The 20,396-nt window shown below is 64.1% G+C and carries 15 protein-coding genes; 10 read left to right on the forward strand and 5 right to left on the reverse strand.

Going from position 1 to position 20,396, the window contains the following annotated elements:
• Window positions 1-104: 104 nt before the first annotated feature.
• On the reverse strand, window positions 105-1,247 hold the full coding sequence (locus NP511_RS08540) for a thiolase family protein (protein ID WP_006649874.1): 1,143 nt from the start codon (window positions 1,245-1,247) through the stop codon (window positions 105-107).
• 1,097 nt (window positions 1,248-2,344) lie between these two features.
• On the opposite strand from NP511_RS08540, the gene NP511_RS08550 reads away from it, so the two are divergent.
• The 5 genes from NP511_RS08550 to NP511_RS08570 all read left to right on the forward strand — a co-directional run bounded on the left by NP511_RS08550 (window position 2,345) and on the right by NP511_RS08570 (window position 11,497).
• The gene (locus tag NP511_RS08550) at window positions 2,345-3,109 is read left to right on the forward strand and encodes an IclR family transcriptional regulator (RefSeq protein WP_049965515.1); all 765 of its coding nucleotides are present in this window, start codon (window positions 2,345-2,347) and stop codon (window positions 3,107-3,109) included.
• A gap of 198 nt (window positions 3,110-3,307) precedes the next feature.
• Window positions 3,308-5,077: a Na+/H+ antiporter NhaC family protein gene (locus NP511_RS08555; protein WP_172704576.1), complete on the forward strand. Its 1,770-nt coding sequence runs from the start codon at window positions 3,308-3,310 to the stop codon at window positions 5,075-5,077.
• Window positions 5,078-5,278: 201 nt separating this feature from the next.
• Window positions 5,279-6,265, forward strand: coding sequence for an asparaginase (locus tag NP511_RS08560; protein ID WP_049965514.1), 987 nt, complete (start codon window positions 5,279-5,281; stop codon window positions 6,263-6,265).
• 886 nt (window positions 6,266-7,151) lie between these two features.
• Window positions 7,152-8,033 carry a 3-hydroxyacyl-CoA dehydrogenase family protein gene (locus tag NP511_RS08565; protein ID WP_049965513.1) on the forward strand — a complete coding sequence of 294 codons (882 nt, stop codon included), beginning with the start codon at window positions 7,152-7,154 and terminating at the stop codon, window positions 8,031-8,033.
• Between the two features lie 338 nt (window positions 8,034-8,371).
• Window positions 8,372-11,497 (forward strand): FAD-binding and (Fe-S)-binding domain-containing protein, encoded by a 3,126-nt coding sequence (locus tag NP511_RS08570; RefSeq protein ID WP_049965512.1) that lies wholly within the window; start codon window positions 8,372-8,374, stop codon window positions 11,495-11,497.
• A 47-nt stretch (window positions 11,498-11,544) separates the two neighbouring features.
• Here the strand turns inward: NP511_RS08570 and NP511_RS08575 are convergent, their stop codons facing one another.
• From NP511_RS08575 to ahbB, 3 genes are all read right to left on the reverse strand, one after another.
• Window positions 11,545-12,108: a DUF2238 domain-containing protein gene (locus NP511_RS08575; RefSeq protein WP_006649869.1), complete on the reverse strand. Its 564-nt coding sequence runs from the start codon at window positions 12,106-12,108 to the stop codon at window positions 11,545-11,547.
• A 56-nt stretch (window positions 12,109-12,164) separates the two neighbouring features.
• Complete coding sequence (locus NP511_RS08580; RefSeq protein WP_084158270.1) at window positions 12,165-12,764, reverse strand: hypothetical protein; 600 nt, start codon at window positions 12,762-12,764, stop codon at window positions 12,165-12,167.
• 96 nt (window positions 12,765-12,860) lie between these two features.
• Window positions 12,861-13,901 carry a siroheme decarboxylase subunit beta gene (gene ahbB / locus NP511_RS08585; protein ID WP_049965510.1) on the reverse strand — a complete coding sequence of 347 codons (1,041 nt, stop codon included), beginning with the start codon at window positions 13,899-13,901 and terminating at the stop codon, window positions 12,861-12,863.
• A gap of 173 nt (window positions 13,902-14,074) precedes the next feature.
• On the opposite strand from ahbB, the gene NP511_RS08590 reads away from it, so the two are divergent.
• Together NP511_RS08590 and NP511_RS08595 are read left to right on the forward strand one after the other, a co-directional pair.
• Entirely contained in the window at window positions 14,075-15,142 is a 1,068-nt protein-coding gene (locus NP511_RS08590; protein WP_049965509.1) for an anthranilate phosphoribosyltransferase, read from the forward strand.
• A gap of 335 nt (window positions 15,143-15,477) precedes the next feature.
• The gene (locus tag NP511_RS08595; RefSeq protein ID WP_049965508.1) at window positions 15,478-16,275 is read left to right on the forward strand and encodes an enoyl-CoA hydratase/isomerase family protein; all 798 of its coding nucleotides are present in this window, start codon (window positions 15,478-15,480) and stop codon (window positions 16,273-16,275) included.
• Between the two features lie 431 nt (window positions 16,276-16,706).
• Here the strand turns inward: NP511_RS08595 and NP511_RS08600 are convergent, their stop codons facing one another.
• Window positions 16,707-17,444, reverse strand: coding sequence for a 3-hydroxyacyl-CoA dehydrogenase family protein (locus NP511_RS08600; RefSeq protein WP_006649864.1), 738 nt, complete (start codon window positions 17,442-17,444; stop codon window positions 16,707-16,709).
• A gap of 211 nt (window positions 17,445-17,655) precedes the next feature.
• Here NP511_RS08600 and NP511_RS08605 point away from each other — a divergent pair, with 211 nt between their 5' ends.
• The 3 genes from NP511_RS08605 (at window position 17,656) to NP511_RS08615 (ending at window position 20,361) form a co-directional block, all read left to right on the forward strand.
• Window positions 17,656-17,907: a hypothetical protein gene (locus NP511_RS08605; protein ID WP_049965507.1), complete on the forward strand. Its 252-nt coding sequence runs from the start codon at window positions 17,656-17,658 to the stop codon at window positions 17,905-17,907.
• Entirely contained in the window at window positions 17,904-19,340 is a 1,437-nt protein-coding gene (locus NP511_RS08610; RefSeq protein WP_049965506.1) for an APC family permease, read from the forward strand. Before NP511_RS08605 ends, NP511_RS08610 begins: the two co-directional genes overlap by 4 nt.
• An 88-nt stretch (window positions 19,341-19,428) precedes the next feature.
• A complete protein-coding gene (locus NP511_RS08615; protein ID WP_049965505.1) occupies window positions 19,429-20,361 on the forward strand; it encodes a ferritin family protein in 933 nt (310 codons plus the stop codon).
• The last annotated feature ends 35 nt before the right edge of the window (window positions 20,362-20,396 follow it).

The following is a 20,396-nucleotide window of genomic DNA, read 5'->3' on the forward strand; positions in this document are numbered from 1 at the left end:
CCCGCCGAGAGGGCCGTCCCACGGCTCTCGAGGAGCGATCAACCGAGTTGAAACGGGTTTTCCGGCACGGAACCCGGAGAAGGACCGCAGACGGAACGGCGTCGTTACTGCTCCGGAACGCGGAACTCGACGGCCGCACCCTGCCCGTAGCCGACACACATCGTCGAGAGCCCCAGCCCGCCGCCCCGGCGCTGGAGTTCGTGAATCAGCGTGACGGGCAAGCGGGCACCCGACGCGCCGAGCGGATGGCCGATGGCGATCGCCCCGCCGTTGACGTTGAACCGATCGTCGTCGAAGCCGAGTTCGTCTCGGCAGTAGATCGTCTGGCTCGCGAAGGCCTCGTTGAGTTCCACGAGGTCGTAGTCGTCGGCCGAGCGGCCGTTGCGCTCCCAGATTCCCCGTACCGCGGGGACCGGGCCGACACCCATGATCGTCGGATCGACGCCCGCGACGTTGTGGTCCTCGATCTCGGCCATGATCTCGAGGCCCTGCTCCTCGGCGAACGCCTTGCTCGTGATGAGGACGCCGGCAGCGCCGTCGGAGACCTGCGAGGCGTTGGCGGCGGTGACGGTACCCTCCTCGCGGAACGCTGGCGGAAGGCCGGCGATCTTCTCTTTAGTCGTGCCGGGACGGAGCCCCTCGTCCTCGGTGATCGTGCCGTCTTCGGTTTCGATCGGGACGATCTCCTCGTCGAACTTCCCGTCCTCGGTCGCCTCGACCGCGCGCTGCTGGCTCCGGGCACCGTACTCGTCTTGCTGATCCCGTCCGATGTCGAACTCTTCAGCGACTTTCTCGGCGGTCTGGCCCATCGCGAGCCCGGCCGCGTCGTACTGCTCGGCGATGCCCGCGTAGGAGTCGATCCCCTTCCGGCGCTCGTTGCGGGACATGTTCTCGACGCCGCCGGCGACGATGACGTCGCGCTGGCCCGCCCGGACGGCGTCGCTGGCGCTCATGATCGCCTCCGCCGAGGAGGCACAGAGCCGGTCGATCGTCGTGCCGGGAACGCCCTCACCGAGATCGGACAGGAGAGCGATCACCCGCGCGATGTTGTTGCTCTGCTCGTTGACCTGTTTGGCACAGCCCCACCGGATGTCGTCGACGTCCTCACCGGTAAGGCCCGTCCGCTCGAGCATCTCGTCGACGAGCGGGACCGACAACTCCTCGCTGCCGGTCTCGGCGAAGACGCCACCGTGTTTCCCCTGTGGAGTTCTGACTGCCTGCACGACGACTGGCTGGCGGTCGCTCATTGGTAACTGTTCCCTCTCGCTACAGCGGTAAAGACGCACCGTTCTGTGCCGCATCAGTGGCCTGAACGGCGAACCGCTAAGTGGCAACTGGAAGTCATTGCGCACCTGCTCGCACAACCGGCAGAGAATACCGGCCATCTCCGCCCTCGAGCGACCCCGTTTGGCCATCCGATAGATACTCCGGTGACGACAGTATTGTCGATTGCCATCATCGCTGCGGTTCGCTCGCCACTCGATACGAAATGTTCCCAAAGTAATACAATATACAAAATGACATTAATCAGTCTGAGGACAGCGACACCATTGTAGGCCCCTATTAGCGAATTCCTGACAATATCAACGAAAAGTGGTCTTGGTTGTATGTTACAATACACCTCGAGACAAAGTTGATTTTCGATGTTGTATTAGCTGGTCGGTATGGGACGGATCGGCAGCTGAATTTCCACAGAACCTCCGCGAAAGAACGATCGTTCCGAGGACAGATTTCTCGTCGGTCGATGTGGCTATCACAGTGAGTTGACCGCGCCTATACTTCGTCAGTGGGAAATCGGATAAGCATCGGGCCCCATTCTTGAAGTTTTTATACAATACTGCCACCATCAATGACCACATTGAACTCTTGGTTGAAAAGTGATAGTCGAGGGGGTACAGAACTAGATAGTTCCCAACCATCGATAATGAGAGAGGTTGCTGGATACACATAAATACAAATCAGGGTGAGACCTGATTTCGGGCTGTGTCCACGCCGATCGCGGGTTCGTTCTACCATACATGGATTGCTTCCGGCGCAGTTTTGCGATGGATCGGGAGATCGTATTTACACATATATGAATGTAATAGCAGTGGTGGATCGAAGCGATGGGACAGGGAGGATGGAGTACCCATCTTCCGGTTCAGCGATTCAGGTAGGATACCGAAGACGGCCGATTTCTCCCAAGAAGCGGAAAGCGACAAATCACGACACACGGTTACCAGGCTGCTCGTATTGAGCAAGGGAGGGACACAACTATCGACGTCATCGTGGGGTTGTCGCTGTACTGAATGGCAGTGGTTCCATGATACATGGATTTATAGGGGCTCGAACGGACGGAGAAAGTATGACTGACAGCCAACTGCTGACGACGACCGAAACATCGTTAGCAGTGATCGAGGCGATTCAGGAACTCGACGGGGCGACGCCAGCCGAACTCGCGGCGGCACTCGAGTTATCCGAGAGTGCGGTCTACAAACACCTCTATACCCTCGCGAAACACGGCTATGTCACCTCCGAAGGCGACGAATACCGACTCGGGGCGCGGTTCTATCACATCGGGATGTACGTTCGAAACCGCAGCAAAGTATACGAGTTGGCGGGCAAGTACGTCATTGAACTCGCCGAGCAATCGAACGAGGAATCCGATTTCGGAATCGAGGAGAATGGTCGCATCGTGACGCTATTCGATTCGGTCGGTAGTTCCGCCAAGCCAAGTTCCCGGCTCAACAACTACGAGTACATGCATACGACGGCCATCGGGAAGGCGATCCTCGCTCGATTGCCGGAGTCACGCATCGACGAAATCGACGACCGGTGGGGCCTCCCGGAACTCACCGAGGAGACGATCACGTCACGGGCGGAACTCGATGCCGAACTCGAGCGCATCCGGGAACGGGGCTACGCGATCAACGATCAAGAGTCGATTCCGGGCAAACGCGTTGCCGGTGTCGTCGCCGAGGGCCCCAATGGGGCCGTCATCGGCGGATTCACCGTCTCCGGTCCGGCGTACCGGATCGAAGACGCCGATCTTCACCAGGAATTTCCCGACATCCTGCAGCGAGTCGTCCCGAATTTCGAGACAGAACTGGTCTCACAGGGACTCCTGTAATCGACCCCGGGATCGACGAGAGAGGAGATGATCGATCGATTGTAGCCGCTATACGGGCAACTCGAATGGTGTCCGTATAGATTTTGCCGCGATATCCGTTGAATATCCCGCAAAGACGGCACTACAGGCACCCATCCGCGCGCTCTCCCGATTTTCCTTCAAAAGATTAAAATAGTACAACTCAGACAGTGGGTGTGTATGTCATACGAATCCCTTCCGATTGCGGCACTAGCGCTAGCACCGCCGATTATCGCGATCGCACTCGCGATGTATACGCGCCAAGTACTCGTGTCGTTGTTCGCCGGGGTATGGATCGGGGCGTTGATGATCGCCGACTGGAATCCGATCGCAGCAACAGCGTTGTCAATGGACTGGATCGTCGAGGTCGTCAGATCACCGTTTGACACCAAGTTTCTGATCCTGATTATGTTCATGGGCGCTGGTGCCGCGTTTATTTACAAGTCAGGCGGGATCATCGCACTCCAGAACTGGATCGGTCATCGGGTGAACACGGCACGAGACTCGCAGATCCTCACATGGCTCATTGGGATTTTCATTTTCTTCGACTCGTATACGAGTACCATCGTGACTGGAAACGCGACTCGTGAGCTGTCTCAGGAAAACAACACCTCTCGAGAGATGCACGCCTACGTGCTGGACTCGACGACATCGCCGGTGACGACCTTCGGACCCGTCTCGAACTGGATCGGGTACCAAGTATCGATGATCATCGTTGGGTTCGAAGCTGCCCGATTCACCGCCGAGGAAGTCGGTATCACCGCATTCGGACTCTTCCTGCAGAGCATTCCATGGAACATCTACTGTTTCCTAGCGTTCTTTATGGTCGGATTCATTTCGATTACGCAGCGATTCTACGGGCCGATGCTGAACGCGGAGTGGCGGGCGCGCAAAGAAAAGAAAACTCGACGGGACGACGCGACGCCGCTCTCGGACATCACGACCGACGTCGGTGAGCCGAGCGAGAAGAACCCGACGCTGATCAATTTCTTCGCACCGATTCTGTCGCTGCTGGTCGTCGGACTCGTCTCGATGTGGTGGCTCGGTGGCGGCCACCAGTCCGGTGTCGATATCGCGACTGCGTTCCAGGAAACCGATGTCGCACTCGGTCTCCTATACGGTTCGTTCGCGTTCATGGCCGTCGGCATGCTCGGTGCCGTCGGATTCGGAACCATGGACCTCGAGGAAGCGAGCGATACCGTGATTAGCGGATTCAAGACGATGATGATCGCGGCTGCGATCATCGTCCTCGCGTGGAGTATCGGTCACGCCGCTGAGCAGGTCGGAACCGCCCAGTATATCGTTGACGTCATGGTCGACAGTAGCATCCCCGGCTCGTTCCTACCGCTGCTGATCTTCCTTGCGGCGATGTTCATCGCGTTTACGACGGGAACGTCGTGGGGGACCATGGCTATTCTGACCCCGCTCGCGATTCCGCTTGGCTACGAAATGTCCGGACTGTCGATCCTGCCGGTTCTCATGGGAGTGCTGTTCGGCGGCGCGATCTGGGGCGATCACGTCTCACCGATCAGCGATACGACCGTCATGTCGTCGATCTTCGCCGGTTCGGACCACATCGATCACGTGACGACACAGATTCCGTTCGCGATGACCGCAGCCGGCGTGACGGTCCTCATGTTGCTCCTGTACGCAGTCGGTGTGACGTCGCCGCTGGTGTTGCTCCCGCTAGCAGTCGTCCTCACTGCGGGCGCTGTCATCGCACTGAACAAGTTCGATGCTCGCCGCAAGAATCTGCCCGAAGTCATGCCGACGACCGACGCCATCGACAACGGTGAAATCGACGTCGATGCGATCGAGAACGGAAGCAAAACCGACGGAACCCGGATCAACGGACGGTACAGTTTCGTCGAATCGATTCCGCTGACCGCAGTCGGGATCGTTATCGCCTATCTCTGCCTGGTATTCGGGTTTATGACCCTCGGCTTCTAGGCGAGGATCGGGACTTCCGTCGCAGCGTTTTTGGTGACGAAAGTGTATCCGGCTACGCATCGTCCGGGTACCAGAGACAGCACGACCGATTCGTCGAGATATTCTCCGTGCGGTAACCGGCAGGGTTCTCTTACCGAGCGGGGATCGTCGTGACCAATGTCAATCATAACCGATATAGGTTTTGTTCGGGCAGTACGACGTATGTCGACTGTGTACGTCATTGCTACCGGCGGCACGATCGTGAGTACCTCGAGCGACACCGGGACGGTCCCGACCGAGTCAGTACAGGAGTTAGTGCAGGCCTATCCGGAGACGTTCGAACACGTCGAGATCGAACTGGAGCAACTCACGCAAGCCCCGAGTTCGGAGTTGACAATCGACGATCTCGTGACACTGAGTGATCGTGTGCGAGCCGTTGCCGACGATATCGATGGAGTCGTCGTCCTCCACGGAACCGATACGATCGAAGAGACCGCGTACTACCTCGATCTCGTACTCGACGTCGACGTCCCAGTCGTCCTCACTGGCGCACAACGACCGTACGATAGTCGTAGTCCCGACGGGCCGGCGAACATTCACGGGGCCCTCGCGGCAGCGAGTCACGATCACGTTCGGACGGGTGCCTACGTCTTCTTCAACGATCGTCTTCACGCAGCGCGACCAGTAACGAAAGAACATAGCAGCAATCCCGACGCGTACGGTTCGGGCAACTACGGACCGGTCGCCGATCGGACACCGAACGGTCTTTGGTTCTACCGGCGACCCGAGAGTCTATCGGTGACGCTCCCCACACGAGATATCACGGCGACCGTCGAGGTCGTACCGACGTCGACGGACACCGACGGAAGACAGATCAGTCACGCCATCGATCGCGGCGTCGATGGAATCGTCGTCGACGCGCTCGGACTCGGAAATGTTCCCGCAAACGTTGCAGATGCCATCGGTGACGCCGTTGACAACGACGTTGTCGTCGTTATTGCGACGCGGTGTCGCAACGGTGTCGTCTCGCCAGTGTACGGGTCCAAAGGCGGTGGCGCAGCTCTCGAGGAAGAGGGCGTGCTGTTCGCATCGAACCTTCCCGCCCACAAGGCCCGAATCAAACTCCTGGTCGCTCTGTCACAGCAATCAGACGAGACGGTTGGAGAGGCGTTTGATGCCAGCCAAATCGACGGGCATGGGTATGCGTGACGGAAGTTTTCGAATAGTGAGATGCAGTTGTTTGCCAGAACGGATTCGTGTAGCCAATCGCTCCGCGGCGACGGGGTTCCGTGATACGGAGAGTGGAACCGGACCTGACTCGATACGTCGGTAATTCGGCGAAATACGCAGCAGACTGCCTCTCGAACATCGAAGCAGTGTCCAGTTGACAGGGATACCGGTCGATATCAGAACGACGTCGAAAACCGCTCACTGTTTCGTACATTCCGGATCCGGTCACCTCTCTTTGTAGCGTACGAACTGTGGCTGTTATCGGGCGCCAATTGATCGCGCGTCAGCAAAGGGTCCGAACAGAGCCTGTAAAACCGAAAGCACGTGTACGGAGACAGATAACGGCCGGTGACCGGCGACCCAAGGCGAACGCCGGCAAACCCGACCGCCAGTGGCAACGAACGCATTCGATGGTCGTCGATGAACTAAGCTGTAATCTATTCATAATACATATGGTTCAGACATGTCATCGGAGATAACTCGAGGCGACCGAGGGCCCGACTCACGCGACGGGACGAACGCCTCGTGGCGAAACGACCGTTCGAGGCGCTATCGTCGGACTATCGATCACCTCGAGTTGAAACGGTCTCGAATCGTCGACCGAGTCACTGTGGACCGCCCGGAGTACAGTACGGCTGCAGACCGGCAGTTGTTGGCGAACGCGGCCAGCTAAGGGAGTATACTACGTTCGATGGATGGCCCGACGTATTGACTGCATAATCAAAGAAATAATATAGTATCTCTTTTTGGCCATCATACTGATATTATTGACATCGCCAGAAGTCGTCCACAGGAAGGCGTCGGCAGCCGGCCGCTGGGGAGTGATAGGAACGCTTTTGATCGCAACTCGTCTGTGGATTCGCACATGCAAATCGCAGTTCTCGGAGCCGGGAGTATGGGACACGGCATCGCGCAGGTCTCCGCGACGGCGGGCCACGACGTGGTCCTCCGTGACGTCGAGGACGACCTCGTCGAGGACGGCCTCGAGGGGATCCGGGAGAACCTTCAGGGCGGCGTCGACCGGGACAAGCTTACCGAAGACGAGATGGCGGCGGCCTTAGAGCGCATCGAGGGGACGACCGACCTCGAGGCGGCGGTCGCGGACGCCGACTTGGTCATCGAGGCGGTACCGGAGGACATGGACCTCAAACAGCAGGTGTTCTCGGCCGTCGAGGACGCGACCGGCGAGGACACGGTCATCGCGTCGAACACCTCCTCGCTGTCGGTGACCGAGATGGCAAGCGCCCTCGAGAACCCGGAACGGGCCGTCGGCCTGCACTTTTTCAACCCGCCGCATATCATGGATCTCGTCGAGATCATTATCGCCGAGCAGACCGACGAGCGAACCGAGGAGTTCGCGATCGACTACGTCCGGGACATCGAGAAGGAGGACGTGGTCGTCCGGGACACGGCCGGTTTCGCCACCTCGCGGCTGGGACTGGCGCTGGGGCTCGAGGCGATCCGGATGGTCGAACAGGGCGTCGCCAGCCCGGCGGACATCGACGAGGGGATGGAGATCGGCTACGGCCATCCGATGGGCCCGATCGAGCTGACCGACCACGTCGGACTGGACGTCCGCCTGCACATCGCCGAATACCTCCGCGAGGAACTCGGCGAGCGGTTCAAGCCACCGCAGTCGCTGCGCCGGAAGGTTCGGGCCGGCAAGCTCGGCAAGAAGACCGGCGAGGGCTACTACGTCTGGGAGGACGGCGAACGCGTCGGCACGAGCGGTGACTGGGACGAGTAACGGCGACATGACGGCCGTGGTGTAACAGCCGCAGTCGTCGCCGCTCGAGCGCGCACAACCCCCAACTAGTTAGGCAGATCGTTTGTTGCGGCGTCCCCCATAGAAGCGGATACCGTCCGCGAGATCGGACGGCGGCCCCGGGGGCGCACGTGGGAAAACGACGGGGCCACTTTTCGCTCGGTCACCACTCCCAGCACCTCGCCCCCACGTGCGGGCCGGACGGTTCGAGAGCGGCCGTCCGGTCGCTTCCCATTGACTCGTGAGTGACCGGACGCCAGCGAGCCCCAGTACTGTCGGCAATGCGGGCGCTTTTAGCCGCGCCTGTGGAAGGATAACGCATGTCCCTCGAGCCGAGCGCTGACCCGGCCGCCGACCGGCGCGCGAACTACGACTACCGGAGCGACGACGTCGACCGCCCGGCGCTGGTCGCGGACCTCGAGGCCGTCGTCGACTGCGAAGTGCGGGGCGACTCCTACTCCCGGCAGCTGTACGCGACCGACGCGAGCGCCTACGAGCTGACGCCGATCGCCGTCGCCTTCCCGGAGTCGACGGCCGACGTCGCGGGGATCCTCGAGTACTGTGCGGCGCGGGAGATCCCGGTCCTCCCGCGGGGCGGGGGAACGAGCCTCGCCGGACAGACGGTCAACCGGGCCGTCGTCCTCGATTTCACCCGGCACATGGACGGGATCCGCGAGATCGATCCCGAGGGCCGGACCGCGACGGTCCGGCCAGGGACGATCCTCGGGACGCTGAACGAAGCCCTCGAGCCACACGATCTCAAGTTCGCCCCCGATCCGGCGTGGGGCGACAAGAGCGCGATCGGCGGCGCGATCGGGAACAACTCGACGGGCGCTCACTCGCTGCAATACGGCAAGACCGATGCCTACATCGAAGCGGTCGAGGCCGTCCTCGCGGACGGCACCGTGACGCGCTTTGGCGAGAGTACTCGCGAGGAGATCGGCGAGCGGGCCGACCCCGACGGCGACCTCGAGGCCCGGATCTACGCCGAAGTCGAGCGGATCCTCGAGGAGGACGCGGACCGCATCGCGGACACCTACCCCGACCTCAAGCGCAACGTCTCGGGGTACAATCTGGACCGGCTCGTCGCCGAGGCCCGCGGCGAGACGTTGCCGGGCGGCGAGGACACCGGCGAGCCGGGCACTGTCAACCTCGCGCGGCTACTGGCCGGCAGCGAGGGCACGCTGGCGATCATCACCGAGGCGACGGTCTCGCTCGAGCCGGTCCCCGAGACGAAGGCCGTCTCCCTGCTTTGCTACCGTGACCTCCACGAGGCGATGGAAGACGTCGAGCCGATCCTCGCACACGATCCCGCGGCGGTCGAGGTATTGGACGACGTGTTGCTCGATCTGGCCCGCGACACGGCGGAGTTCGGCCCCGTTACCGAGACCCTCCCCGAAGGGACCAACGCCGTGTTGCTCGTGGAGTTCTACGCCGCGGACGCCGACCACGGGAAAGCGCAGGTCGCGGGCCTGCTGGCCGACCGCGTCCCGTCGGCGACGCCGGCGGGGGAGCCGGCCGACGACGCACCGAGAAGCGATACCGAAACCCCCGCTCTCGCAGCGCTCGAGGCCTACGACGCACCCGAGCGCGCCAAGCTGTGGAAGCTCCGGAAGTCCGGCCTCCCGATCCTGCTCTCGCGGACCACCGACGCGAAGCACATCTCGTTTATCGAGGACACGGCGATCCCGCCCGCGAACCTCCCGGAGTTCGTCGAGCGCTTCGAGGCGATCCTCGAGGCCCACGACACCTACGCGAGCTTCTACGCCCACGCCGGGCCCGGCGTGCTTCACGTCCGGCCACTGGTGAACACGAAGACCGAGATCGGCCTCGAGCAACTCCACGGCATCGCGGACGACGTGACGGACCTCGTGGTCGAACTCGGGGGATCGGTCTCGGGCGAACACGGCGACGGCCGCGCCCGTACCCAGTGGAATCGCAAGCGCTACGGCGACGACCTCTGGGAGACCTTTCAGGACCTCAAGACGGCGTTCGATCCCGATTGGATCCTGAACCCGGGACAGGTCGTCTTCCGCGAGGCGGAACCGACCGACCTCCGGGAGAACCTGCGGTTCGATCCCGACTACGAGTTCGACGCCGGCTTCGAGCCGACACTCGAGTGGGACACCGACAACGGGATGCAGGGGATGGTCGAACTCTGTCACGGCTGTGGCGGCTGTCGGGGCGAGCAGTCGACGACCGGCGGCGTGATGTGTCCGACCTACCGCGCGAGCCACGAGGAGATCACGGCCACCCGCGGTCGGGCCAACGCGCTCCGGGGGGCGATGAGCGGCGATCTCGATCCGGACGAGGCGGTCTCCGACGAGTTCGTCGAGGAGGTGATGCACCTCTGTATCGGCTGCAAGGGCTGTGCCATCGACTGCCCCAGCGAGGTCGACATGGCGAAGCTCAAGGCCGAAGTCACCCACGAGTACCACGAGCGAAACGGCGCGACGCTGCGCGATCGACTCTTCGCCAACGTCGGGACCCTCTCGAAGTGGGGGAGCCGGCTCGCGCCGCTGTCGAACGTCCTCCCGAAACTGCCGGGCGCTCGGACGGCCCTCGAGGCCGTCGTCGGGATCGATTCGGACCGGCCGCTGCCGACGTTCCGCGCGAAGACGTTCCGGGACTGGTTCCACGAGCGAGGCGGCGAAGCCGCCTCGAAAAAGCGAGCGTCGAAGGCGCGAGCAGAGCGCGGAGGGTGCCGCGCGAGCGAGGCCGAGGCCACCCGTAGAGCCGTCCTCTACCCCGACACCTACACCAACTACAGCCACCCCGAGGCCGGGAAGGCAGCCGTCCGCGTCCTCGAGGCCGCGGGCGTTCACGTCGCGGTCCCGGACGACCTCGGCGACACCGGCCGGCCCGCGTTCTCGAAGGGGTTCCTCGAGAAAGCCAGAGAGACGGCCCGGGAGAACGTCACTGCGCTCGCGCCGCGAGTCGCCGACGGCTGGGACGTTGTCGTCATCGAGCCCTCCGACGCGGTCATGTTCCAGTCCGATTACCTCGACCTGCTCGGCTCGGACGCCACCGAGCGGCTGGCGGGGGGTACGTACGGCGTCTGCGAGTACCTCGACACCTTCCGACTGGACGAGGGGATCGCCTTCGACGAGCGAGCGGCCACCGACGACTTGGTCTATCACGGCCACTGCCACCAGCAGTCGGTCGCGAAAGACCACCACGCCGTCGGCATCCTTCGCCGAGCGGGCTACGCCGTCGATCCGCTCGATTCGGGCTGTTGCGGGATGGCCGGCAGTTTCGGCTACGAGTCCGAACACGCCTCGATGAGCGACGCCATCGCCGAGATCCTCTACGAGCAGGTCGAGGACAGTCCCGGGGGCCGGGTCGTCGCTCCCGGCGCGTCCTGTCGCACGCAACTCGAGAACCGGCCGGACGCCACCGAGGAACCGCCGACGCCGATCGAAGTCGTCGCCGAGGCGCTCGAGTGAGACGGTCCGCCGGAACGACTTCGAAGTCCGTATTCCGAAGCGGCCGATCAGTCGTCGGTTGCGGGCGCTCGGGCGAAGTTCTCGAGGGCGTGGTCGCCCAGCAAGAGGACGACGGCGGCCCCGACGAGATTGAAGACGAGATCCAGCGCGGTATCACGTTTGCCGTAGGTGACCAGTACCGGTTCGAGACCGAGCCGGTTCGCGGTCGCATGGATGACGTACTCGAGGAGTTCCCAGCAGCAGCCGGCGACGGCGACGGCGGCGACGACGCGCGGGGAGGGATCGTCACCGCGGCGACGGGCGGCCGCGAAGGCGGCGCTGCCCACGAGCGTCGACGAGTAGGCGTGAGTCAGGTGGTCCCACCACCAGACGTCGTCGTAGGGGCCGAGCATGCCGATGGCGTGGGTAAGCATCGCACCGTCGACGTACGCGCGTTGCCACGGGCGAAACTCGAGCCCGAAGACGCGTTCGACGACGTCGGGAGTGTAGGTCGCCGCGAACGCGACGATGGCGTTGACGACCGCACCCGGATCGCGTTGGCGTACGCCCGCGACGAGGACGGCGACGAGTGCCGCTCGGACGCCGCGTTCGGCCGTCCGTTCTCCGTTCATTGCGGAATCGGTTGGAGCGCTGACTGATAAAAATACCGTTCAGTCGTGCCGACCCGTCACAGATACCGCGCGGGGACGTAAGGGCGAACCGCCGCCGGGAGCAACGGAACGAGTCGCTCGGCGACGGTCGCGAGCGGCTTGCGCAACAGGACGTAGACGGCCGACACCGCGACGAGGCCGACTGCGAGAGCAGTCACGGGGCCGTCGCCGAGCATGACGAGCGGCACCGCAACGACCCCGGCGACGAAGAGGTCCTCGGGAGCGCCGTCGTATCGGACCCACCGTCGCGGGCGAACCCAGCGACCGTGATAGTGGCTGTAGACCGCCCGCTCGGAGGTCCCCTGCCAGGGCCGCAACTCGAGGCCGCTCCCGGCCGCGTCGGCGACGGCGTGAAGCGCCGCGGCCGCGAGACCGACGGCGATCGCGACCGTCACGGTCGTGGGGACGAGCGCCGCGATGACGACCGCCGGCACCGTCGCGATCGAGCCGTACACGGGGTAATGAAGCGTCTTCCGATGGCCGGTGTAGAGGTCGAGATCGGGAACCACCCCACCGACCAGTCCCGCGAGGAACGCGGCCGGCGCGAGGTCCGGAGCGACCGCTAGCAGGGGCAACGCCAGGAGCAGTCCCAGCAGCGCGTGGGTCGTCGCCATCATTGTGTCCCCTCGTAAGCGACGAGAAGGGAAATACGTTTCCCGCCTCCCGACTTGCTCGAGTAGCGGCGTCGACACCGACGAGAGCGGTCGTCCCGGCTACGTACCGAGCAGGGCGTCGTAGCGCGCGCCGGTCTGTTTCAGCGTCTCGGTGGAGTAGAGTCGTTCGTGGTCGACGGGGAGGTAATCGGCGGCGAGTTCGTCGATCTTCTCGTCGACCGCGTCGGGATCGCGGCCGTGGATCATCGTGAACAGGTTGTACGGCCAGTCCTGCTCGGGCCGGCGGGGCCGATGATAGCAGAGGGTGACGTAGGGCAACCCGCCAGCCCGCTCGCCCCACGCATCGAGGTCCTCGTCTGGAACGTCCCAGACGACCATGCAGTTGGCGTCGAAGCCCGTGGCGACGTGGTTGATCACGCAGCCGATCCGCTTGATACAGCCGGTCGCGAGCAGGCGTTCGACGGCCGCGAGGACGTCCTCGACGGCGGCGTCGAGTTCCGCGGCGATGTCCCGGTACGGCGTCGCCGAGAGGGGGAAGCCGTCCTGAATCTCGAGCAGGAGGTCGGCCTCGAGCGCGGAGAGATCGCCCGTCGCCGCCTCGCTGATCCGGGTCGCCGAGGAGTCGGTGCCGGCCTCGAGCGATTCGCGCGCAAAGCGGTCGGCGTTGACGACGGGGAACTCGAGGTCGATGTAGTAGTCGGTCAGCATCGGCAGGTTCAACACGTCACAGCCGGTTCGGGTCTCGATCTCGGCGAGGATCTCGTCGCGGGCCTCGCGGGAGCCGGCGGTGACGACGAACCACATGTTCCACTCGTGGTCGCGGGCGTAGTTGTGGTTGACCTGCCGGTACTCGTTGACGATCGCCGCGATCTCGTCGAAGCGGTCCGCGGGGGCCTGGATCGCGGCAAGCGTCGAAGAGCCGATCACGGGCGGGTTGAGGACGGCTCCGAACCGGCGGGCGATCCCCGCCTCTCGCAGGGCTCGAACGCGGTCGACCGCGGCGGACTCGTCGATCCCGAGGTCGGCACCGACGCGGTCGAACGGGCGTTCCTCGATCGGGAACCCGCTCTGATAGCCGTCGATCAGCGCCGCGTCCACGTCGTCGATGGCGTCGCGCCAGTTCCCCGACAGGGCACTCATTGGTCGTCCTAGGGAGAAGGGGACCGTATCGTTTTCGGGTCGTCTCGGCGGTCGGGAACGGCGGACGATCGCCGTGGCGCCGCGTCGCTCGAGCGACATCGAACCCGTCGTTTGACGGCCGTGGGAATCCCGGAAACGCGGGGTTTTTGCGGTGGCCGTCCGAAGCCTCGCCCATGGCGCAGGCATCCCAGGAGTTCGGCGATTGGCCGTTGAAACGCCTGATGACGGAGGTAGTCGGTTCCGGCCCCAAATCGGCCGACGACATGGACCGCGAGCAGGCCCGCGAGGCCTTCCAGCGGATCCTGGCCGGCGAGCCCGATCAGACCACCCTCGGCGCGTTCTGGCTGGCGAATCGCTGGAAGCGCAACAACTCCGAGGAGCTGGCGGCCTACACGGACGTCATGCGCGAGGAGTCGGTCGTGACCGCCGAGCCCGAGGCAGACCCGGTCGACTGCGGCGCGAACTACGACGGCAAGGACACCTCCGCCATCCTCGGCGTCGGTGCCGGCGTCGTCGCCGCCGCCGCGGGCACGCCGGTCGTCGTCCACTCCGGGGACCGTGTTCCCTCCCAGAAGGCGACCCCCTACAAACACGTCCTCGAGGAACTCGGCGTTCGGACCGAACTCGAGCCGGGCGAGAGCGCCGACATGGTCGACGAGACCGGCTTCGGCTTCTACTACCAGCCCGCGTTCAACCCCGTCATCGACGACCTCTTCGACCGTCGCGACGAGATGGGCGTCCGAACGTTCGTCAACACGATCGAGACCGTCGCCAACCCGGCGAACGCGGACGTCCACCTGGGGTCGTTCTACCACCTCGCGTTCGCGAAGAAGATGATCGACCTGGTCCGCGAGAGCGATCGGCTGGACTACTCGCGGGCCATCTTCTTCCAAGGAATGGAAGGCTACGACGATATCCGACCCGGCTACACCAAAGTCGCGGAGTGGGACGAGGGCGAGGACCTCGAGGACTACGAGATCGAGACCGCCGAGTACGGGATGGACATGGAACGCGAAGACCTCGCCGTCGACGACATCGCGGTCGATTCCGCGACGATCACCGCGGAGGTACTGTCCGGCGACCGCGAGGACCACTTCGCCGACGCCATCGCGCTCAACGGCGCGTTCCGGATGTACGCCCGCCAGGACGTCGAGAGCCTGGACGCGGGCCTCGAGCGGGCTCGTGACGTCATCGACGACGGCAGCGCACAGGCCGTCCTCGAGGACCTGCAGGCGTTCTGACCGAGCGCCGGTCCGCTCGCCGATCGATCGGTCCGATGGGAACGGGTTGCCGGGCCGACCTCTCGGCCGCGTTCGGAAAAGACGGATCGTCTCTCAGTTGTGCAATCGGATCGGAACGCGTATTCGGGTAACTCCGACACCCATCGTCCGAAAGACTAGTTTCAGTATGTTTTCAGCGACTACAAGCGCTCGAGCGGTCGCTCCCGGCGCGGACTCGATCCCGAAACCGACGGCGACGACAGCAGGATGGTACGTGCCGGCCAGTGACTGCGGTCGTCCGCCGGCCGGGGTGTGAAACGGGACACCTTTTTGATCGGTGGCCGTGACCGTCACCCATGGACGAATCACTCGAGACAGTCCTAGTGGAGTTCGACGAAGACAGCGGCGTCGGCACGCTGACGATGAACCGGCCGGACGCGCTGAACGCGCTGAGCGCCCAGCTCAGGGACGACATCGTCGCGGGCCTCGAACTGCTCGAGGAGCAAAACGAGGGTGCCGACGGCGTCGCCTTACGTGCCGTGGTCCTCGAGGGGGCCGGCGAGAAGGCCTTCTGTGCCGGCGCGGATATCGGCGGCTTCTCCGACGCGTCGGCCGGCGGCACCTCGGCCCGGAGCCACTACGATTTCATTCGGGACTTCCCCGCGCCGGTCATCGCGAAGATCGACGGCTACTGTCTGGGCGGCGGCTTAGAGACCGCGCTGGCCTGTGACTTCCGACTGGCCAGCGAGGGCAGTACGTTCGGCTTCCCCGAAGTGAACCTCGGTATCCTGCCGGGTGCCGGCGGCGTCCAGTACGTCACGAAGATCGCCGGCCCCGCCGTCGCGAAGGAACTCGCGATGACTGGCGAGCATATTTCCGCGGAACGGGCGGGCGAGGAAGGCATCGTCAACCACGTCTACGCCGACGACGAGTTCGAGGACGAAGTCGACGCGTTCGTCGACGATCTTGCCGGGCAGGCACCGCTTGCGATCCAGGCGATCAAGAAGTCCGCGGACATGGCAGTTCACAGCGGGCTCGAGGAAGGGCTGGCCTACGACAACCAGCTCTTTCAGGAACTGCTCAAGACCGAGGACCACGCGGAGGGCGCGGCGGCGTTTGCCGAGGACCGCGAGCCCGAGTTCGACGGGAAGTAACGGCGACGGACGAACGGACGGCGTTCCACTTCGGATTGAGTTCACGATCTGCAGTGGCGCGCGCTGTGTCGCGGTGAGGGCGAACGAACCGCGACACGACGTTGTGCGAGGGATGAGCGAGCGCCGAAGGGCGTGAGCGAATCGGCTGGGGAGGACGTGGAATCCCTAGTTGCCACGATAGCAGGACGTACTCGATTGTCAATTCTAACGACCGGTCATTATATATCTTCGACCGAGAGAGTGCGCTGCTATCGTGGCTACACGGAATAACCACACCCTCCCCAGCCGATTCGCTCGGTACACTCGCTCATCCCTCGCGCGGGGTCATCGATCGGCCGTCGCTACCGCTCCGACCGATCGACAGCGCACGCCACTGCAACCGGTTCGTCGATCTGGATAGGACCGAGTCCGTCCGGGACCGAAACCGATCGTCAGTCCCACTCCTCACCGATGCCGGTCAGCGAGAACGGGCCGACGGGGAGGTTGTAGCCGTCCTCGAGCGCCTTGTCGACCTGTTCCTCCGTGGCGATCCCCTCGTCGACGATCTTCTTGGCCTCCTCGCGCATCGCCGCGTGACAGCGGTTGGCGAGGAAGCCGTAGGAGCCGGGATCGTCGTCGATGGTGACCCGCGTCTTCCCGAGTTCGTCGACCAGTTCCTCGGCGCGCTCGACGACGGCTTCGTCAGTCTCCGGTGCCTGGACGATTTCGACCATGTCCATGACCGCGACCGGGTTGAAAAAGTGCGTCACCGCGACCCGAGAGGGGTCGGAGACGGCGTTGGCGATCGACGTGACGGCGAACCCGCTCGTGTTCGAGTACAGTGGTTGATCGTCCGTGACCTCGTCCAGATCGCGGAAGACCTGCCCCTTGATCGCCAGGTCTTCGGTAACCGCCTCGATCGTGAAGTCGGTCCCGTCGGTCGCCGCGTCGAGATCCGTCGTGAACGTCATCCGCTCAAGGACAGCGTCTTTCTCGTCCGCGGAGAGATACCCGCCCTCGACGGCGTCCTCGAGCCCGTAATTGCCCGAGATTACGCGTTCGCGAGCCTCGTCGGCCAACTCCTCGTTGATCTCGCGGACGGTCACGTCGTAGCCGTTCCGTGCGAGTACCTGTGCGATACCGGCGCCCATGATGCCGCCACCGACGACGGCAGCACTCTTTTGTGCCATGGCACCAACCTTCACGGGTACCGACTTAGTTCTTATCAACGTGCGTGGAGGCCGGTGTCGTTTGCCGGCTCGAGCCGCTCACCGACCCGCCGACGGGATCGCTGGCGCGACGCGACGCTGCGAGGCGGACGCGGTCCCGACACCGCCGACCGACGTTCAGCTGGTGTCAACGTCCAGAAGCTATTTTACCCGTGGTATGGTGGGGCATTACATGGCAATCGGAGAGTACCGCGACGAGCCGGCGGAGATGGACGACGTCGAGCGCGAGGTCGCCGCGGCGCAGTATCCCGAGGGCGGGCTGGTGGTCGGCCTCGGGCTCGGAATCGTCCTCCCGCTGGTTACGGCCCCGGCGCTGCTCGCTGTGACACCGTTTCTCGGTGGCGTCGTCGGGTTCGCCCTCGGTCGACGGGTCCGCGACGCCGCCGTCCGACGCCTGCGGGCCGATCGAACGACGGCAGAATGAGTGCCTCCGGCGACGCCGACGCGGCGACGCTGTCCTCGAGCATCGGGATCGTCGGCGTCCTCGCGCTGTTGGTCGGGAACGCGATCTCGGTGCCGATATTCGTCCTGCCGGGGCCGCTGGCGGGGACCGCGGGCCCGTCGCTCGTGGTGGCAATCCTCCTGGCGGCGATCCCGGCGTCGTTCGTCGTCCTCTACAACGCCCTGCTCGGGTCGGCGATGCCGGTCGCCGGCGGGCTGTACGTCTATATCTCCCGGCTCACCGCGCCGTACTGGGGGTTTCTGGTGCCGTTTACCATCCCGCTGGTCGCGTGGGCGTCACTGCTCATCACGGCGACCGGCTTCGCGGAGTACACCCGGATCTTCGTCGACGTGCCGTCGACGCCGCTGATCTACGTCCTGCTGGCGTTCGTCCTGCTCATCAATCTGATCGGGCTCAGGGTCGTCGCGCAGGTCCAGCTCGTCTTCTTCGCCGGCCTCGTGATCGCGCTCCTGACCTTTATCGTCCCCGGCGCGACCGCGGTCGACGCCGCCAACTACGCGCCGTTTTTCCCGGACTACGGCGCGTTCGGGCTCGCGGTCGTCGCCCTGTTCTACCCGTTCTTGGGCTTCGGACTGCTGATCGAACTGGGCGAGGAGATCGAGAACCCCGGCCGGACGATCCCGATAGTGCTCGGTCTGGGCATCGGGATCGTCGCCCTGTTTTACGTGGCGCTGATCGCCGTCCTCGTCGGCGTCGTTCCCTACACCGAACTGGGGGCCGAAGCCGATCTCGCGATGGCTGCCGCGCAATTTCTCCCGTGGTGGGGCGAGTACGTCGTCGCTGCCGGTGCCGTCTTCGCGGTCGTCACGACCGTGAACACGACGCTTTTGGTCTTCTCCCGGACGCTCATGCGCGCGAGCCGCGACGGCATCCTCCCGGCGTCGCTCGCCCGGATCCACCCGCGGTTCGAGACGCCCCACTACGCCGTTGCGCTGCTTGGCCTCCCGCCGTTCGTACTCGTGCCGATCGCGGACGAGATCGTGGGGCTCTCGGTGTTCATCGGCCTGGCCAGCCTCACCGCGTACTTCTTCTGTGCGATCGGGCTCTGGAACCTGCCCCGGGAGTTCCCCGCCCACTACGCCAACGCCCCGTTCCGACTCCGGCGATACCGGGGGCTCCTCCTCGCGGTCCTCGGCGGGGCCGTCGCGACCGGCGCGTTCTGGATCGTCACGCTGCTCCAGCGGCCGATCGTCGGCGTCGTCCTCGTGGGCTGGTTCGTCGTCGCCTACGGCTACTACCGCTACCGGCTCGCGAAGACCGACCGGGCCGAGACTTACCGGACGATGACCTCCCTCGACCGCCACGAGCGCGTCGAGGAGAGCGAGGCACACCACGCCTCGGGTGACGCGAGCGGGGATACCCCGCGAGCGGACGCCGGCGAGGGCGGCGACTGACCGCTCGAGCGGCGTCCGGGTACCCCGACGGACTCGATCCGCGTGACAGGGACTGCACATTTAATAGCCGCGACGAGTAGTATGTGGTATGGCAACTGAGTACACGCCAACCGAGATGATGGACCGGGAGTCCCGATCGAACCGCTACTACCGCAACGCGGTCGAGCGCCACTGGGACCCCGGCGAGATCGCCCTCGAGCGAGACGTCGAGAACCTGCTCGCGTTCATGGAGGAGACGGACGGCTACGACCGAGAGTCGTGGTATGGCACCCTCAACGGCATCGCGAAGTTCGGCGCGGGGGAAGACGCCGTCACCGAGGATCTCGCGCCGTTGGGGGCCGTCCTCGATAACATCGACGACCAGCTGTTCCTGACGACCCAACTGTATGAAGAGGCCAAGCACGCGGACTTCTTCGATCGCTACTGGCGAGAGGTCATCTGGACGGTCGAGGACGAACTGGGCTGGGAGCGATCGAACCCGCGCCACGAGCGGTGGTTCAACGACCCCTACATCGAGCTGTTCGACCGCAATCGGAAAGCGCAGTTCCGGCTGCTCGAGGAAGACACACCCGAAAACAGGGCGAAAGCGTACTGTCACTATCACCTCACGGTAGAGGGCATCCTTGCACAGACGGGCTATTACGGGATGCAGACCTCCTACGGCGGCGAGTTCGAGGGGCTGCCGCACCTGCCGGGGCTCGTCCAGGGCTTTACCAAGATCCGCAGCGACGAGGGCCGCCACGTCGGCTTCGGGATGAACCAGCTCAAGAAGCTCATCGCCGAGGGGGTCGACCCCCACCTCATCGAGGAGACCGTCGAGGAGCTGCTCCCGCTCGTCCAGGGGATCACCGAGGACGAGCGGTTCCAGCCCGACGACCCCGCGGATCGCCGCGGCCTCGAGTCCGGCGAACTGGCCGAGTACGCGATCGAGAAACACACCGACCGGATGCAACAGATCACCGACGCCGCGGCCGATATTCCGGACGTCGACGACCTGGTGGCACTCGAGGGCGACGACTGAGCGATCCGCGTCCGGTCGTGGCTGCGGGGCCACAG

It is taken from the genome of Natrinema thermotolerans (assembly GCF_031165565.1).
Lineage (GTDB): Archaea > Halobacteriota > Halobacteria > Halobacteriales > Natrialbaceae > Natrinema > Natrinema thermotolerans.

Bases quoted from the DNA above. Each gene is read 5' to 3' on its own strand.
- NP511_RS08615 (WP_049965505.1), top strand. From the start codon at position 19,429: ATGGCAACTGAGTACACGCCAACCGAGATGATGGACCGGGAGTCCCGA.
- NP511_RS08595 (WP_049965508.1), top strand. From the start codon at position 15,478: ATGGACGAATCACTCGAGACAGTCCTAGTGGAGTTCGACGAAGACAGC.
- NP511_RS08610 (WP_049965506.1), top strand. From the start codon at position 17,904: ATGAGTGCCTCCGGCGACGCCGACGCGGCGACGCTGTCCTCGAGCATC.
- NP511_RS08565 (WP_049965513.1), top strand. From the start codon at position 7,152: ATGCAAATCGCAGTTCTCGGAGCCGGGAGTATGGGACACGGCATCGCG.
- NP511_RS08555 (WP_172704576.1), top strand. From the start codon at position 3,308: ATGTCATACGAATCCCTTCCGATTGCGGCACTAGCGCTAGCACCGCCG.
- ahbB (WP_049965510.1), bottom strand. From the start codon at position 13,901: ATGAGTGCCCTGTCGGGGAACTGGCGCGACGCCATCGACGACGTGGAC.
- NP511_RS08590 (WP_049965509.1), top strand. From the start codon at position 14,075: ATGGCGCAGGCATCCCAGGAGTTCGGCGATTGGCCGTTGAAACGCCTG.
- NP511_RS08575 (WP_006649869.1), bottom strand. From the start codon at position 12,108: ATGAACGGAGAACGGACGGCCGAACGCGGCGTCCGAGCGGCACTCGTC.
- NP511_RS08540 (WP_006649874.1), bottom strand. From the start codon at position 1,247: ATGAGCGACCGCCAGCCAGTCGTCGTGCAGGCAGTCAGAACTCCACAG.
- NP511_RS08600 (WP_006649864.1), bottom strand. From the start codon at position 17,444: ATGGCACAAAAGAGTGCTGCCGTCGTCGGTGGCGGCATCATGGGCGCC.
- NP511_RS08605 (WP_049965507.1), top strand. From the start codon at position 17,656: ATGGCAATCGGAGAGTACCGCGACGAGCCGGCGGAGATGGACGACGTC.
- NP511_RS08560 (WP_049965514.1), top strand. From the start codon at position 5,279: ATGTCGACTGTGTACGTCATTGCTACCGGCGGCACGATCGTGAGTACC.
- NP511_RS08580 (WP_084158270.1), bottom strand. From the start codon at position 12,764: ATGATGGCGACGACCCACGCGCTGCTGGGACTGCTCCTGGCGTTGCCC.
- NP511_RS08550 (WP_049965515.1), top strand. From the start codon at position 2,345: ATGACTGACAGCCAACTGCTGACGACGACCGAAACATCGTTAGCAGTG.
- NP511_RS08570 (WP_049965512.1), top strand. From the start codon at position 8,372: ATGTCCCTCGAGCCGAGCGCTGACCCGGCCGCCGACCGGCGCGCGAAC.